Here is a 15,579-nt window from a genome sequence, read left to right on the forward strand (position 1 = left end):
GAGTTAAAACAATTATGGTTAATGACCCGTTGAGGGTCGGGGCGGCCGCGTCGCCTCATACGCCGAGGCGTGCTAAGCAGGCACCAACGGGCCATCGCCCCTCCTCCCTGGACCTGAACATGCCGAGTTCGAAACCGCTGATGACCCAATCATCCGGCCCCATTCCCACAAGCGTCGAATCCGCACTCCGCACCCTGGAGACGGAGAGCGGCGGCATCAACGCGCTCGCCGCCGCCCTGCGCGGCCCGCTGGGTGCGACCTTCGCCAAGGCGGTCGACATGATCCGGCAGGCCAAGGGTCGCGTCATCGTCACCGGGCTCGGCAAGTCAGGCCATATGGGGCGCAAGATCGCAGCGACGCTGGCCTCGACCGGCACGCCCGCCTTCTTCGTTCACACCGCTGAAGCCGCCCATGGCGACCTCGGCATGATCACCGCGGACGACGTCATCATGGCGCTGTCCTGGTCCGGCGAGCAGCCGGAGATGAAGACCCTCGTGAACTATTCGGCGCGCTTTGCGATCCCGATGATCGCCGTGACGTCGAACGCGGCGTCCTCGCTGGGACAGGCCGCCGACCTCGTGATCGAGCTGCCGAAGGCGCGCGAGGCCTGCCCGCACAATCTGGCGCCGACCACCTCGACCCTGATGCAGGCCGCGATCGGCGATGCGCTCGCGATCGCGCTGCTCGAAGGCCGCGGCTTCACCGCGCTCGAGTTCGCGCATTTCCACCCCGGCGGCAAGCTCGGCGCGATGCTGAAATTCGTCCGCGACTACATGCGCACCGGCGCGGAGATCCCGGTCAAGCCTGAAGGCACCAAGATGTCGGAGGCCGTGGTCGAGATGTCGGCCAAGGGACTGGGCTGCGTCTGCATCGTCAACGACGCGAATGAGGCCGTCGGCATCATCACCGACGGCGATCTGCGCCGCCACATGCGTCCAGACCTGCTGACAGTGTCGGTCGACGACATCATGACCAGGCAGCCCAAGTCCGTGCCGCCCTCGATGCTCGCCACCGAGATGATCGAGGTGCTGAACACCCGCAAGATCACGACGCTGCTGGTGACCGAGGCGGGCAAGGTCGTGGGCATCGTGCATTTGCACGATCTGCTGCGCGCGGGCGTGGCGTAGCTTCAAGCACAGTCATTCCGGGGCGATGCGAAGCATCGAACCCGGAATCTCGAGATTCCGGGTTCACGCTTCGCGTGCCCCGGAATGACAGCGAGGGCTACGCCGGAAACTGCGCAGCCTTCTCCTCCAGCGGCAGCCGCAAGCCGTTCGCCAGATACGACACCGTGCGATAGAAGCCGCACAGCAGCATGATCTCCAAAATCTGCGCCTCGTCGTAATGCGCCGCGAGCGCGGCGAATTCCGCGTCGGTGAACGTCGCGCGGTGATGCAGCGCATCGACGGCGGCAATCAGCGCCTGCTCGGCCGGGGACCAGCACGGCGACGTCGCATCGCCCTCTGCGGTGGCGCGGACCTCGTCCTCGGTGAGGCGCGCCGGCCCGGCAAAGACCGCGACATGCACGCCCCATTCGTATTCGCACCTGTTCAGCGCGCAGGTGCGGTCGATCACGATCTCGCGCTGGCGCAGGGACAGCGGCCCGGGATCGAGCAGCCCGCCGGCGCGAAACTTGTCCCAGGCGCGGCCGTGGCCCGCCATCACCCGGAACAGCACCAGCGGCGGCGCGCCGCGCATGATGCGGTCGAACTGCGCCTGGATCTCCGGGGGATAAGGCGGCGCGAGCGGCGCAATGCGCGGTGTGGCCCGGGACATCGGCCGTCTCCGTTGCTACAATTATCGTAGCGATACGCTACACTATCTGTAGCGCGACGCAAGAGGACGACGATGGCGAAACAGGCCGGTTCGACAACACGCAACGTCCGCGGCTCGCGCACCGGACGGCCGATCATGGCGCTGCTCGACCTGCTCGGCCGGCGCTGGACCTTGCGTATCCTGTGGGAGTTGCGCGAGGAGCCCCTCACCTCCCGCGCATTGCGCACGGCGTGCGACGAGGCTTCGCCCACGGTGCTGCAAGCGCGGCTGGACGATTTGCGCGAGGCGGGGTTCGTGGAGCTCGGCGAAGGCGGAGGCTATGGGCTGACGCCGCTCGGGCGGGACTTGTGCGAGACGTTCATGCCGCTGCACAGGTTCGCGGAGAGGTGGAGGAGGTAGGGCTCAAAAGGCCGCCGCGCACTCCGAAATTCCTTCTCCCCTTGTGGGAGAAGGTGGCGCGAAGCGCCGGATGAGGGGTATGCCTCCTCAAGCTCAGCTCGCCGTCTGCGGAGACATACCCCTCACCCGTCTCGCCGCGACGCGGCGAGCCACCCTCTCCCACAGGGGGAGAGGGAAAGAGTCTTTACGCCACCGCCACCGTCAGATTCACGCCGTCCACCTGCACCACCTTCACGCGCGTCCCGGCCGGCGTATCGGGACCTGCGACGCGCCAGACCGTGTCGCCGATGCGCATGGTGCCGTTGCCGTCGACGATCGGCTTCTCCAGCGTGAACTCACGGCCGAGCAGCGCCTCGGTGCGCTTGTTGAGGAAGGGGCTTGCGCTTGCATCGGGCCTCGGCCGGGCGAGCCGCCGCCACACCGGCACGGCGGCGGCAGCGAAGATCGCGAACATCACGAGCTGAGTCTGCCAGGACAGATGAACGGCGAACGAGATCAGGCCCACCAGCAAAGCGGCGAGCCCGAGCCAGAACAGGAATACGCCCGGTGCGATCGTCTCCAGCGCCATCAGGATGAAGGCAAAGATCAGCCAGTTCCAGGTGCCGAGCGATACGAACGTGTCGGTCATGATACGACCTCTGAATATTGACGCATGCCGTTTTCAAAAGAACCGCGTCATGCGCCGGTGACTATCCCTGCCGCGGCGGCACCGCCGGCGGCGTACTGCCGGTCGGAGGCACAGAGCCCGGGCGGCGAGCAGCGGCAGCCGCAGACGCCGCGCTTTCGCCGAACGTTGCTTTCGCGATCTCGCCGATGCCGGCGAGCGAGCCGAGCATGCTGGTGGCTTCGATCGGCAGCATGATGATCTTCTGGTTCGGCGAGTCCGCGAACTGGCCGAACGCCTTGATATATTTGTCGGCGATAAAATAGTTCAACGCCGCGACGTCGCCCTTGGCGATGGCTTCACTGACCATCTGCGTCGCCTTGGCCTCGGCCTCCGCGGACCGCTCGCGGGCCTCGGCGTCGCGGAACGCGGCTTCCTTGCGGCCCTCGGCCTGGAGGATCTGGCCCTGCTTGGCGCCTTCCGCGCGCAGGATCTCCGACTGTCGCTGGCCTTCGGCGGCCAGAATGTCGGCGCGCTTGACGCGCTCCGCCTTCATCTGGCGGCCCATCGCCTCGACGAGATCGGCGGGCGGCACGATGTCCTTGATCTCGATGCGGTTGACCTTCAGGCCCCAGGGCGAGACCGCCGCATCGACGACGCGCAACAGGCGCTCGTTGATCTCGTCGCGATGCGACAGCACCTGGTCGAGATCCATCGCGCCCATCACCGAGCGGATGTTGGTCATGGTCAGGACCGTGATGGCCTGGGTCAGGTTGGAGACCTCGTAGCTCGCCTTGGCGGCGTCGAACACCTGGTAGAAGGCGACGCCGTCCACCGTCACGGTGGCGTTGTCCTTGGTGATCACCTCCTGCTCGGGAATGTCGATCACCTGCTCCATCATGTTGATCTTGCGCCCGACGCGATCGAAATAGGGCACGATCAGGTTGAGCCCGGGGCTCAGCGTCTGGGTGTACTTGCCGAACCGCTCGATGGTCCAGTCATAGCCCTGCGGGACGGTCTTCACGCCGGCAATCAGCGTGACGATGACGAGCAAAACCAGAACAATCGCGAAAATGTCGAAACCGCTCATATTTCCTCCAAGGCGGGAAAAAGCCCTTTCCCGCGCTGTCATTGGTCGGGAACGCGACCTTACTGGTTCAGCGGTTACGATTCACGTCGGCATTCGGACGATTCTGCACAAGACGAACTCGGGGGGAAACGGTCACGATATGTATTTCCGAAAGGCTCTTGAAAGCGTCCGGGCGCAGACCTAGCGGCGAAAGTTAACGAATCCGGACATGTCGTCCGTCACGGACGACTTTATTCGATGACGTCGTTCGCGGTTGCGAGCAAGCCTGGGGGAATGGTGACGCCAAGCGCCTTGGCGGCCTTGAGGTTGACCGCGAGCTCGAACTTGGTGGGGTTCTGCACCGGCAGGTCGGCTGCCTGCGCGCCCTTCAGGATGCGATCGATGTAGCCCGCGGCACGGCGGAGCTGCTCGGCGCTGTCGGTGCTGTAGGACATCAGCCCGCCCTCGTCGACGAAGGTGCGGCTCCAGAACACCGCAGGCACGCGCGCCTCTCTGACGGCCGCGAGCAGATGCGCGCGGTTGGCCAGGGTGAAGAAATCAGGCAGGATCAGCAGGCCGCCGTCTTTGCGGAAGGCCAGCGCCGCGATCGAGGCTGCGTCATGGACCGGCGCGGGCTCGACCGTCACGTGAAGCGTCCGTGCGGCGTCCTCGATCGTGCGCAGCATCAGCGGCGCGAACGGCGCGGTGGCGGGATTGTAGACGACGAAGACGCGGGACACTTTCGGCGTCACTTGCGTCAGCATCTCCAGCCATTTGCCGGCCAGCGGGCCGTCGTAATCGGTGAAGCCGGTGATGTTGCCGCCGGGATGGGCGAGGTTCTGGACGAAGCCCTGGCTGACGGGATCGGTCACCACGGCGAACACGATCGGGATCGTCGCGGTGCGCCGGCGCAGCTCTTCGACCGAGGGCGTGCCGACCGCGAGCAGGATGTCGGGCTTGAGCGCGATCAGCTCGTCGGCGAGCCCGGCGATCCGCGCCCGGTCGCCGGCGCCGCTGCGCCAGTCGATCCTGAGATTGCCGTGCTCCTTCCAGCCATGGGCGGCGAGCGCCTCGACCAGGATGGCGCTGCGCGTCTGCCCGATCGCATCGTCGGCAGCCGTGACCGAGAGCACGCCGAGCCGCCGCGTCGCATTCGCCTGCTGCGCCTGTGCCGAAGCCGGCAGCACGACGATCGTCCCAAGAAGCGCCAGACACGCGCGGCGGTTCACCGGGCGAATCATCAGATCCAGGCTCACTATATCCAGCCCTGGAGCTCGCGCAGCACCAGGGTGCGGATCACGTCCATGCCGGGTTCGCTGTCGTTGAGGCAGGGGATCGCGGAAAACTGCTCGCCGCCATTGTGCTTGAAGATCTCGGCATTCTCCTGCGCGATCTCCTCCAGCGTCTCCAGGCAGTCGGCGGCAAAACCCGGCGTCACCACCGCGATGCGGCGCACGCCCTCTTTCGCGAGCCGCTCCATCGTCTTGTCGGTGTAGGGCTGGAGCCACTCGTCATTGCCGAAGCGCGACTGGAAGGTCAGCAGCAATTTTGATGCGTCCACGCCGAGCCGGCGGCGCAGCGCCTCGGTCGTGGCGATGCAATGCTCCTGATAGGGATCGCCCTTGTCGACATAGGATTTCGGCATGCCGTGGAAGGAGGCGACGATCAGCTCCGGCTTGAACGGCAGGGTTGCCAGATGCGTCTCGATCGAGACGGCGAGCGCCTCGATATAGGCCTCGTCCTCGTAGTACGGCGGCGTCACCCGCAGCGTCGGCTGCGCACGCAGGCGGGCGAGCACGCGGAACACCTCGTCGCAGACGGTCGCCGAGGTCGAGGCGGAATATTGCGGATAAAGCGGGACCGCGAGGATGCGGTCGCATCCCTCCGCGATCAGCGCGTCGATGCCCGACTTGATCGAGGGATTGCCGTAGCGCATCGCCCAGTCCACCACGACGTGATCGCGATCCGACAGCGCGGCGGCGAGCTTGTCGCTTTGCGACCGCGTGATGGTCTTCAGTGGCGACTCGTTCTTCTCGTTGTTCCAGATCTTCTGGTAGTCGAGCGCCTTGGTGCGGGGACGGCTGCGCAGGATGATCCCGTTCAGCACCACCTTCCAGACCAGGCCCTGGTCCTCGATGACCCGGGCGTCCGAGAGGAATTCCTTGAGATAGACCCGCACCCCCGGCGCATCGGCCGTATCGGGCGTGCCGAGATTGACCAGGAGCACGCCGACCCGCTTCTGGCCGGACTGGACGGTTGGCTGTGTGGTCTCGTTGGGAGCGGCGGTCGACATGATCAGTTGCGTCGCGCGTTGCACCGAACTTGTCAAGATGAGCTCGGTTTCGCTAGGGTCGCACCCAAGCGGGGGAGGGAAGATGACACTCGCGGAATGGTGCGTATTCGGAGCGCTGCTGCTCTACCTTGCGACGATCGCCTCGATCAAATGGATCCGGTTTCGCGGGTTCGACAATTCCCGGCCACGCGATCCCGCCTTCTATGAGGACGCCATCGCGCAGCGCGCGCTCGGCGCCCACCAGAACGGCATCGAGACCTTTCCGTTCTTCGCCTTCGCGGTGCTGCTCGCCGAATTCAGGGACTCGCCGCAGCGGCTGATCGACGAGCTCGCGGTGCTGTTCCTGATCGTGCGGATCGCCTACGTGCTGACCTATCTCGGCAACCGCCCGACGCTGCGCTCGATCCTCTGGAGCATCGGCTTTGCGATCAATCTCGTGATCTTCTTCATGCCGATGCTGAAGCGGTTCTTGCCGGTGTGAGGCGGCGCGCGCCCTTCAACCCGTCATCCTGAGGTGCGAGCCCCGCGGTGCAAAGCACCGTGGGGTGAGCCTCGAAGGCCGACGGTGATAGTTGATCGTAGCCCGGATGGAGCGAAGTGCTCCGCTCAAAAACACGTCGTCCGTTCGGCGGCGATGTAGCCGAACAACAGGCCGACGCCGAACAGCAGCACGAGACCTGCGGCGCCGAATTCGATGCCGCGCATGAACAGCGCGCCGCCGCCGTCGCGCCCTGCGCTCAGGCGGGCGGCGATGTCCTTGGCGGAGACGGCGACGACGGCAATGGCCGCGACCGTGATCGCGGTGCCGAGCCCCATCAGGAAGGTCGCGGCGATGCCGGCCCAGAACAGGCCCTGGGCCAGCGCGAACACCAGCACCAGGATCGCACCCGAGCAAGGGCGGATGCCGACGGTCAGGATCGCGGCGAACCCGCGCCGCCAGCCGCCGGGCCCGGCCAGCTCGCTCGGCGCGGGACCGTGGGAATGGCCGCAATGCTCGTCGTGGACGTGGTCGTGCCCGTGATCGTGATGGGCGTGACCATGATCATGGTGATCGTGATCATGATGATCATGCGCCTCACGATGGTGGTGATGGCCGTGATCATGGTGCTGCGGCACGCCTGCGATCGCCGGCACCGGCTGGGTCGCCTGAAGCGCGCGGATGAAGGCGCCGCCCTTGACCCAGACCAGCCGCAGGCCGAACAGCGCGATCAGGCCATAGCTCGCGATCTCGATCACGCCTTCGGCCTTGCACATGGTCTTGGCCGTCGCATTCAGGATCCAGGCCGAGATGCCGACGATCAGGATCGCGACCACCGACTGCATCAGGGCCGAGGCAAACGAGAGCGCGATGCCGCGCCGCGCGGTCTCGCGGTTGGCGACGAGATAGGAGGCGATCACCGCCTTGCCGTGGCCGGGGCCGGCGGCATGGAAGATGCCATAGGCAAATGAGATGAAGAGCAGCGTCCACACCGCCGAACCGTCGGACTTGGCGGCGCGGATGGTCGCCGACATCTGGCGATAGAATTCCGACTGTTTTGCCAATAGCCAGCCGATGAGGCCGCTGGCCTCGGGCTCGGCCGCCGGCGCGGGTCTCGGTGCGCCGAACGGATTTTGCGCGAGGAGATCGTGAAGCGCGGCATCAGCCACGCCGAGCACGACGACAACCGCAGCACAGGCGAGCAGCCCGCGGGCAAGCGGCGAATGCAGGCTACCGGTCAAGGGCAATCCACCGTGATCTTGTTGGCGAACATCATGCCGAAATTGCTGTTCTCGCCGTTCAGGAAGGTCTGCTCGTTGAGCTTCTGGGCGGTGGCCGAGCCGTCGTTCGGCCGGTCCAGCTTCATCTGGCAGCCGGCGGGCGCGCCGACCAGCTTGACCGGATTGTCCTTGGCCATCTGGAAGTCGATGAAGAAGGAACGGTCGAACACTTCGAGCACCAGTTGCTTGGGCTTGACCGGGTTCTTCAGCGGCAGCGTGAAGTGCAGGGTCAGCACCGTATCCTTGTAGTCGAGGAAGTAGTCGACCGGCTCCTGGAATCGCTCCTTCTTGCCGTCCGCTCGCGCGAAGGTGAAGTAGGCATATTCCTTCAGCGACTCGACATTGGTCTGCGCCAGCGGCCCGAGCTCCTCGCGCGTATAGGCGCCCTTGGTCTTGCTCTCGAGCCCCTGCACGGCATAGGCCGAGAACATGTCGTCGAAGGTCCAGGCGTGGCGGACGCCGGTGATGCTGCCGTCCGCGGCGTAAAGGAGCTCGCTGGTCGCGGTGATCCAGACATGCGGATGCGCGCGCGCCGCACCCGCCGCGAGCGTGAGGACGGCGGCGAGCAACAGACCGAGCAGGGCGCGCATACCCATCAGGCCGCCCTGGCGTCGTCGAGCAGGCCGCGGCGGCGGAGCAGTGCGTCGGGCTCCGGCGGGCGGCCGCGGAAGGCCTCATAGGCGGCCTCCGGATCGACCGATCCGCCCGAGGAGTAGATGTCGTCATGCAGACGTTTTGCGACGGCCGGATCGAAGATGTCGCCGGCCTCCTCGAACGCGCCGAAGGCGTCGGCGTCCATCACCTCCGACCACATGTAGCTGTAATAGCCGGCGGCATAATGGTCGCCGGTGAAGATGTGACCGAATTGCGTCGGCCGATGACGCAGCGCGATCTCCTCGGGCATGCCGATCTTCTCCAGCTCCTTCTTCTCGAAGGCCCGTACGTCGCTGGCCGCCGCGGCCGGCTGGGTGTGGAATTCGAGGTCCACCAGCGCCGAGGAGACGAACTCGACCGTGGCAAAGCCCTGGTTGAATTTTCGCGCGGCGAGGAAGCGCTGGAGCAGGTCGTCCGGCAGCGGCTCGCCGGTCTGGTAGTGGCGGGCGAATTGCTGGAGCACCTCGGGCCGTTCCTGCCAGTGCTCGTAGAGCTGCGACGGCAGCTCGACGAAGTCGGTGAACACGGAGGTGCCCGACAGCGACGGATAGGTCACGTTGGACAGCATGCCGTGCAGGCCGTGGCCGAACTCGTGGAACAGGGTGCGGGCGTCGTCAGGCGACAGCAGCGAGGGCTCGCCGCCGGCCCCCTTGGCAAAATTGCAGATATTGAGAACGAGCGGCGCGACGTCGCCGTCGAGCTTCTGCTGGTCGCGCAGCGAGGTCATCCAGGCGCCGGAGCGCTTCGACGGCCGGGCGAAGTAGTCGCCATAGAACAGCGCCTTGTGCTTGCCGTCCCGCCCATTCACCTCCCAGACCCGGACGTCCGGGTGCCAGACCGGCACGTCCTTGCGCTCCTCGAAGGTGATGCCGAACAGGCGCGTGGCGCAGTCGAAGGCGGCGGCGATCATGTGGTCGAGCGCGAGATACGGCTTGATCGCAGCGTCGTCGAAATTGGCCCGCTGAAGACGGAGCTTTTCGGCGTAGAAGCGCCAGTCCCACGGCGCGAGCTTGAAATTGCCGCCCTCTTCCGTGATCAGCGTCTGCATCTCGTCGCGATCGGCGAGCGCCCGGGCGCGCGCCGGCTTCCAGACCCGCTCGAGCAGCCCCCGCACCGCTTCCGGCGTCTTGGCCATGGAGTCCTCGAGCCGGTAGGCGGCGTAGGTCGGATAGCCCAGCAGGTTCGCGCTCTCCTCGCGCAGCTTCAGGATCTCGACGATGGTCGTATTGTTGTCGTTGGCGTTGCCGTTGTCGCCGCGCGCGGTGAAGGCCTTGTAGACCTTCTCGCGCAGGTCGCGCCGGGCCGAACTCTTCAGGAACGATTCGACCGAGGAGCGCGACAGCGTGACGATGGCCTTGCCGGCCATGCCGCGCTCTTCCGCCGCAGCCTTGGCGCTGGCGACGAAGCTCTCCGGCAGGCCCTGGCGGTCGGCCTCCCCTAGCTCCATGAACCATTCCTGCTCGTCGCCGAGCAGATGATGGCTGAAGCCGGTGCCGAGCTGGGCGAGCCTCTCGTTGATCTCGGCCATCCGCGTCTTGGCCTCCTCGGAGAGGCCGGCGCCGGCGCGGTGGAAGCGGGTATAGGTGCGCTCCAGCAGGCGGAGCTGTTCGGGCGAAAGCCCCAGATTGGCGCGGTTCTCGTGCAGCTGGGCGATGCGACCAAACAGCACGGCGTTCATCATGATCGGATTCCAGTGCCGCGCCATCCGCAAGGAAACCTCCTTGTCGATCTCCAGGATGGCCGGGTTGGAATGCGCCGAGACGAGGTCATAGAACACCGCCGCCACCTTGCTCAGCAGCTTGCCCGAGCGCTCCAGCGCCGTGATGGTGTTGGCGAAGTCGGGCGCGGCCGGGTCGTTGGTGATCGCCGCGATCTCGGCGGAATGGTCGGCGAAGGCCTGCTCGAAGGCCGGCAGGAAGTGCTCCGGCGTGATCTCGTCGAAGGGCGGGGTCGCGAACGGCGTCACCCAGGCCTTCAGCAGCGGGTTGGTCTCGGGGTCCGTAGTTTGGCGGGTTTCTGACATCGCAAGTCCCGGTTTTCGAGCTGGTTTGTTGCGGCCAGCTATAGCATGCGATCGGGCTTTTTTGGGCCATTTGGCCTTGCTCCCGCCTGCCTTTTCGGAGAGATTGCGGCCCTCGAAGACTAGGGATCCCTGAGCCCCATGAACGCGCCTTCCTCTTCCCGCCAGATCGTCTGGCCCAGCGTCATCACCGTCATCAGCGCCGCCATCCTGATCGGCGCGGAGGTGTTCGGCGCGGCCTTTGCCGGCGGCTGGGCGCTCGCGATCCTGTTCGGTTTAGGCGATCAGGGCGCGCACATCCTCCAGGCCGTGCTGTTCGCACTCGGCGTGCTGGTGATGACCGCGTTCGTCCGCGCCGCGCAGCGCGTCGAGCCCTTCACGAAGCGCGGCTGACGCTCGCTCGCGCGAGAGAGACACGCGCGCAGGCTTGAAAACTTAACGCGCGTTCATCTTCCGCGTCGCTCGCGCAACACTGCGCAAGCAGATGTTAGGCAAATCTGTTCTCAGCCTAAAAAAATTGTTGCGAAGCAGAGTCAAAACGCTTATGTGCGCTCTTGCCCAATTTCGCACGTGCCTGTGGTCGTGTGTCAGTCGGTAGGTATCCGGACAAGAGGCCGGACAGCCGCCAAGGGGTGAAGAAGCCGAGGGGCTCTTCGGAAGTGCGGAAGTCAAAAGACCGAAAGGTCGGACGACGAAGCAAACCCGGAGCGTCCAGCATCTCTCTCAAGAGATGCCATGTCGAAGGTGACTTCACTCTTTGCAACCGTGACTGGCAGCCGGAGGCGAACCGGCGCACCCCGCTCTCAACGGGGGACGCGACTTAAAGCAACGACGGATCGGGCTTTTTTGGTCTCTACCGGCAGTCCAACGCCGGCGCGGGCTACTGAAAAGGCTTGTCCTTCATTGCCAGGTGTGCGGGCGGGAAATTCCCAACCAATCCACGGCAGCACAGTCTGGTTTGAGTCTTTTGGCTTCGTTGCGCCTCCATCGCGCAATCCGGCCAGAGCGCTCTTATCCGACGTCATTTTTTGAACGGATCCCCGTCGCTGGGCCGTTTGGGAGAGTGCTATGACCGAACGTATTCAGGAATTCCTGCGCAATCGCCGCAGCGAGGGCCGGGACACCGAGCCGTGCCTCGTCGTCGACCTCGAGGTCGTGCGCGACAATTACCAGACCTTTTCCAAGGCGCTGCCCGACAGCCGCGTGTTCTATGCCGTCAAGGCGAACCCGGCGCCGGAAGTGCTGGCCCTGCTCGCCTCCATGGGCTCCTGCTTCGACACCGCGACCGTCGCCGAGATCGAGATGGCGCTGGCCGCCGGCGCTACGCCCGACCGCATCTCCTTCGGCAACACGATCAAGAAGGAGCGCGACATCGCGCGCGCCTTCGCGCTCGGCATTCGGCTGTTCGCGGTCGATTGCGCCGCCGAGGTCGAGAAGATCGCCCGTGCCGCTCCCGGCGCGAAGGTGTTCTGCCGCATCCTCTATGACTGCGCCGGCGCCGAGTGGCCGCTGTCGCGCAAGTTCGGTTGCGACCCGGAGATGGCCGTCGACGTGCTGGACGTCGCCAAGCGCCTGGGCCTGGAGCCGTGCGGCATCTCCTTCCATGTCGGCTCGCAGCAGCGCAAGGTGAAGGCGTGGGACCGTGCGCTGGCGATGGCCTCGCAGGTGTTCCGCGACTGTGCCGAGCGCGGCATCAACCTCTCCATGGTCAACATGGGCGGCGGCTTCCCGACCAAGTACCTGAAGGACGTGCCGCCGGTGGTGACCTACGGCCGCTCGATCTTCCGCGCGCTGCGCAAGCACTTCGGCAACCAGATCCCGGAGACCATCATCGAGCCGGGCCGCGGCATGGTGGGCAACGCCGGCATCATCGAGTCCGAGGTCGTGCTCATCTCGAAGAAGAGCGACGAGGACGAGGTGCGCTGGGTCTATCTCGACATCGGCAAGTTCGGCGGCCTGGCCGAGACCATGGACGAGTCGATCCGCTACGCCATCCGCACCGCCCATGACGGCGCGGACATGACGCCGTGCGTGCTCGCGGGACCCACCTGCGACAGCGCCGACGTGCTGTACGAGAAGAACCCGTATCCGCTCCCGGTGACGCTCGAGATCGGCGACAAGGTGCTGATCGAAGGCACCGGGGCCTATACGTCCACCTACTCGTCGGTGGCGTTCAACGGTATCCCGCCGCTGAAGACCTACCATATCTGATTTGCCACATCTGACCCGCCTCGCTCTCGAGGCCTGACGAACCCGGGAGCCGGCTTGCCGGCTCCTCCCTCACATTTCTGATTTCTGACGACGTCTTGAGCCGGCGTGCTGATCGCATGTCGGTTCAAGCGGGGACTGACGCGCCATGACTGCTTTTCGGAAGCCACAAGTCGCCCTCACTTCGAAAGCCGCTCCGTTCGCGATCCGTGCGGAGCGTGCTGCCGACGTCGCCGCCCGTGAAGCGCTGCTCGATGCCAGCTTTGGCGAGAACCGCCATGGCCGCACCTGCCAGCGCCTGCGCGACGGACGTGCACCTGCCTCAGGCCTTGCCCTGTCGGCTGTGCGCGAGGGGACACTCGTGGGAACCGTGCGGCTGTGGCACGTCAGCGCCGGAGGCAGGCCCGCTCTGGTCCTCGGACCGCTGGCGGTGGACCCTGCCTGCCGCGAGCTCGGGATCGGCGCCGCGCTGATGCAACAAGCGCTGGCCGCCGCCCGGGCGCGCGGGCATGCCGCCGTGATCCTGCTTGGCGATGCCCCCTACTATGCGCGTTTCGGCTTCTCGGCCGAGAGGACCGGCGCACTGATGCTGCCCGGCCCGTTCGAGCGAGACCGCCTGCTGGCGATCGAATTCCAGGCCGGTGCGCTGGATGGCGCCGAGGGGATGATCGTCCCGACCGGCGCGGCCCTGGCCAAACGGAGGGTGGTTCGCCCCCTCCAGGCGCACGCGGCCTAAGGGATTGTCATGATGGCGACGACCGAAGCTGCAGTGAGCAGCAACGCCCGGTCGCGCCCGCGCCAAGCTCATTTCCTTTGGGGTTGCGCAGGCCCCGGAAACACCCTTTAACCCCGCGAAACACCTCTTTCAGTCGAGGCCGAACCCATGTCCCGTCGCCTGATCTCCACCGGCTCCCCGTTCGAGAAGACCGCCGGCTACAGCCGCGCCGTGGTCGACGGCGACTTCGCCTTCGTCGCGGGAACCACCGGCTATGACTACACCACGATGACGATGCCGGCCGATGTCACGAGCCAGTCACGCAACTGCTTCAAGACCATCGAAGCTGCCCTGAAGGAGGGTGGTTTCGAGATGGCCGACATCGTCCGCGTGACCTACTACCTCACCGACATCAAGGATGCAGACGCGCACTTTGCCGTTTGCGGCGAAGTCCTCGGCGACATCCGCCCGGCGGCAACGCTCCTCGTTGTCTCGGCGCTCTACAAGCCTGAGATGAAGGTCGAGATCGAAGTCACCGCCAAGCGCCGCAGCGCCTGATCCACCCTCACCCTTTGTCCGCCAGCACGTTCCGGAGAAACCATCCCATGAGCCCCGCCTCGCAGATCTACGCGAAGATCACTGGTCCCATCGTCATGGTCGGCTTCGGCTCCATCGGCAAAGGCACGCTGCCGCTGATCGAGCGGCATCTCGATTACGACAAGTCGCGCGTCACTGTGATCGATCCCAAGGACGAGGGCCGCAAGGCACATTGCGAGAAGCACAATGTCCGCTTCATCCAGAAGGGCGTGACCAAGGACAATTATCGCGAGTTGCTGACCCCGCTGCTCACCGAAGGCGGCGGCCAGGGCTTTTGCGTCAATCTCTCGGTCGATACCGGCTCGACCGACATCATGGAGCTCTGCAACGAGCTCGGCGCTCTTTATATCGATACCGTCAACGAGCCCTGGCTCGGCTTCTATTTCGATTCGTCGAAGGGCCCGGAAGCGCGCTCCAACTACGCCCTGCGCGAAGTGACGCTGGCCGCCAAGAAGGCGCGCCCGGCGGGCTCGACCACGGCCGTCTCCTGCTGCGGCGCCAATCCCGGCATGGTGTCCTTCTTCGTCAAGCAGGCGCTGCTCAATGTCGCCGCCGACCTGAAGCTCAATGCCCCCAAGCCGAAGACCAAGGCCGAATGGGCGGACCTGATGCGGCAGGCCGGCATCAAGGGCATCCACATCGCCGAACGCGACACCCAGCGCTCCAAGAAGCCGAAAGAGCCTGATGTCTTCGTCAACACCTGGTCGGTGGAAGGTTTCCTGTCGGAAGGCGTGCAGCCGTCCGAGCTCGGCTGGGGCACCCATGAAAAATGGATGCCCGAGAATGCGCGGACCCACGAAGCCGGCTGCGGCGCCGCCATCTATCTGATGCAGCCCGGCGCCAACACGCGCGTGCGCACCTGGTGCCCGACCCGCGGCGCGCAGTACGGCTTCCTCGTCACCCACAACGAGTCGATCTCGATCGCCGATTACTTCACGGTGCGTGACGCCTCGGGCAAGGCGGTCTATCGGCCGACCTGCCACTACGCCTATCATCCGGCTGACGATGCCGTGCTGTCGCTGCATGAGATGTTCGGCCGCGCCGCGAAGATGCAGGAAAAGCACCACATCCTCGATGAGAACGAAATCGTCGACGGCATCGACGAGCTCGGCGTGCTGCTGTTCGGCCATGACAACAATGCCTACTGGTACGGCTCGCAGCTCTCCATCGAGGAGACCCGCAAACTGGCGCCCTATCAGAACGCCACCGGCCTGCAAGTGACCTCCGCCGTGCTCGGCGGCATGGTGTGGGCACTGGAAAACCCGAACGAGGGCATCGTCGAAGCCGACGAGATGGATTTCGATCGCCTGCTGGAAATCCAGCTGCCCTATCTCGGCCCGGTGAAGGGTTTCTACACCGACTGGACGCCGCTGACGGACCGTCCAGGACTGTTTCCGGAAGATATCGATACCAGCGATCCCTGGCAGTTCCGGAATATTCTGGTGCGTTGACCCCGAAGGGGTCATCCCGGGATGCGCGCCAGGCG

The 15,579-nt window shown here is 65.5% G+C and carries 16 protein-coding genes; 8 read left to right on the plus strand and 8 right to left on the minus strand.

What is annotated here, in order from left to right; translation table 11 throughout:
- The first annotated feature begins 119 nt into the window (after nucleotides 1–119).
- Nucleotides 120–1,127 carry a KpsF/GutQ family sugar-phosphate isomerase gene (locus WN73_RS09990; protein WP_028173857.1) on the plus strand — a complete coding sequence of 336 codons (1,008 nt, stop codon included), beginning with the start codon at nucleotides 120–122 and terminating at the stop codon, nucleotides 1,125–1,127.
- A 97-nt stretch (nucleotides 1,128–1,224) separates the two neighbouring features.
- Here WN73_RS09990 and WN73_RS09995 read toward each other — a convergent pair whose 3' ends face one another.
- Nucleotides 1,225–1,776, minus strand: coding sequence for a carboxymuconolactone decarboxylase family protein (locus WN73_RS09995; protein WP_271552571.1), 552 nt, complete (start codon nucleotides 1,774–1,776; stop codon nucleotides 1,225–1,227).
- A 72-nt stretch (nucleotides 1,777–1,848) separates the two neighbouring features.
- On the opposite strand from WN73_RS09995, the gene WN73_RS10000 reads away from it, so the two are divergent.
- Nucleotides 1,849–2,175: a winged helix-turn-helix transcriptional regulator gene (locus tag WN73_RS10000; RefSeq protein WP_271552573.1), complete on the plus strand. Its 327-nt coding sequence runs from the start codon at nucleotides 1,849–1,851 to the stop codon at nucleotides 2,173–2,175.
- A 184-nt stretch (nucleotides 2,176–2,359) separates the two neighbouring features.
- On the opposite strand, the gene WN73_RS10005 is transcribed toward WN73_RS10000, so the two are convergent.
- From WN73_RS10005 to hemH, 4 genes are all read right to left on the minus strand, one after another.
- A complete protein-coding gene (locus WN73_RS10005; RefSeq protein WP_011090474.1) occupies nucleotides 2,360–2,803 on the minus strand; it encodes an NfeD family protein in 444 nt (147 codons plus the stop codon).
- Nucleotides 2,804–2,864: 61 nt separating this feature from the next.
- The gene (locus WN73_RS10010) at nucleotides 2,865–3,869 is read right to left on the minus strand and encodes an SPFH domain-containing protein (RefSeq protein ID WP_011090475.1); all 1,005 of its coding nucleotides are present in this window, start codon (nucleotides 3,867–3,869) and stop codon (nucleotides 2,865–2,867) included.
- Nucleotides 3,870–4,099: 230 nt separating this feature from the next.
- Nucleotides 4,100–5,077 carry an ABC transporter substrate-binding protein gene (locus tag WN73_RS10015; RefSeq protein ID WP_333925363.1) on the minus strand — a complete coding sequence of 326 codons (978 nt, stop codon included), beginning with the start codon at nucleotides 5,075–5,077 and terminating at the stop codon, nucleotides 4,100–4,102.
- Nucleotides 5,078–5,103: 26 nt separating this feature from the next.
- Complete coding sequence (gene hemH, locus WN73_RS10020; protein WP_011090477.1) at nucleotides 5,104–6,141, minus strand: ferrochelatase; 1,038 nt, start codon at nucleotides 6,139–6,141, stop codon at nucleotides 5,104–5,106.
- Between the two features lie 82 nt (nucleotides 6,142–6,223).
- Between hemH and WN73_RS10025 the strand changes: the two genes are divergently transcribed.
- Nucleotides 6,224–6,622, plus strand: coding sequence for an MAPEG family protein (locus WN73_RS10025; RefSeq protein WP_011090478.1), 399 nt, complete (start codon nucleotides 6,224–6,226; stop codon nucleotides 6,620–6,622).
- 125 nt (nucleotides 6,623–6,747) lie between these two features.
- Here WN73_RS10025 and WN73_RS10030 read toward each other — a convergent pair whose 3' ends face one another.
- Genes WN73_RS10030 through WN73_RS10040 form a run of 3 tightly spaced genes read right to left on the minus strand, consistent with a single transcriptional unit; the run spans nucleotide 6,748 to nucleotide 10,576 of the window.
- Nucleotides 6,748–7,866 carry a nickel/cobalt transporter gene (locus WN73_RS10030; protein WP_271552582.1) on the minus strand — a complete coding sequence of 373 codons (1,119 nt, stop codon included), beginning with the start codon at nucleotides 7,864–7,866 and terminating at the stop codon, nucleotides 6,748–6,750.
- Complete coding sequence (locus WN73_RS10035) at nucleotides 7,857–8,495, minus strand: DUF1007 family protein (RefSeq protein ID WP_011090480.1); 639 nt, start codon at nucleotides 8,493–8,495, stop codon at nucleotides 7,857–7,859. Before WN73_RS10035 ends, WN73_RS10030 begins: the two co-directional genes overlap by 10 nt.
- Entirely contained in the window at nucleotides 8,495–10,576 is a 2,082-nt protein-coding gene (locus WN73_RS10040; RefSeq protein ID WP_271552584.1) for a M3 family metallopeptidase, read from the minus strand. The genes WN73_RS10035 and WN73_RS10040 overlap by 1 nt, the downstream gene beginning before the upstream one ends.
- Before the next feature lie 138 nt (nucleotides 10,577–10,714).
- Here WN73_RS10040 and WN73_RS10045 point away from each other — a divergent pair, with 138 nt between their 5' ends.
- The 5 genes from WN73_RS10045 (at nucleotide 10,715) to WN73_RS10065 (ending at nucleotide 15,544) form a co-directional block, all read left to right on the plus strand.
- A complete protein-coding gene (locus tag WN73_RS10045; protein ID WP_011090482.1) occupies nucleotides 10,715–10,966 on the plus strand; it encodes a hypothetical protein in 252 nt (83 codons plus the stop codon).
- A gap of 675 nt (nucleotides 10,967–11,641) precedes the next feature.
- Nucleotides 11,642–12,784, plus strand: a complete 1,143-nt coding sequence (locus WN73_RS10050) for a type III PLP-dependent enzyme (RefSeq protein WP_011090484.1) — start codon at nucleotides 11,642–11,644, stop codon at nucleotides 12,782–12,784.
- A 145-nt stretch (nucleotides 12,785–12,929) separates the two neighbouring features.
- Nucleotides 12,930–13,517, plus strand: coding sequence for a GNAT family N-acetyltransferase (locus WN73_RS10055; RefSeq protein WP_011090485.1), 588 nt, complete (start codon nucleotides 12,930–12,932; stop codon nucleotides 13,515–13,517).
- Between the two features lie 147 nt (nucleotides 13,518–13,664).
- Entirely contained in the window at nucleotides 13,665–14,054 is a 390-nt protein-coding gene (locus tag WN73_RS10060) for a RidA family protein (protein WP_028173849.1), read from the plus strand.
- Nucleotides 14,055–14,101: 47 nt separating this feature from the next.
- Entirely contained in the window at nucleotides 14,102–15,544 is a 1,443-nt protein-coding gene (locus WN73_RS10065; RefSeq protein ID WP_011090487.1) for a homospermidine synthase, read from the plus strand.
- The last annotated feature ends 35 nt before the right edge of the window (nucleotides 15,545–15,579 follow it).

The organism is Bradyrhizobium sp. CCBAU 45394, from assembly GCF_028128655.1.
GTDB lineage: Bacteria > Pseudomonadota > Alphaproteobacteria > Rhizobiales > Xanthobacteraceae > Bradyrhizobium > Bradyrhizobium diazoefficiens.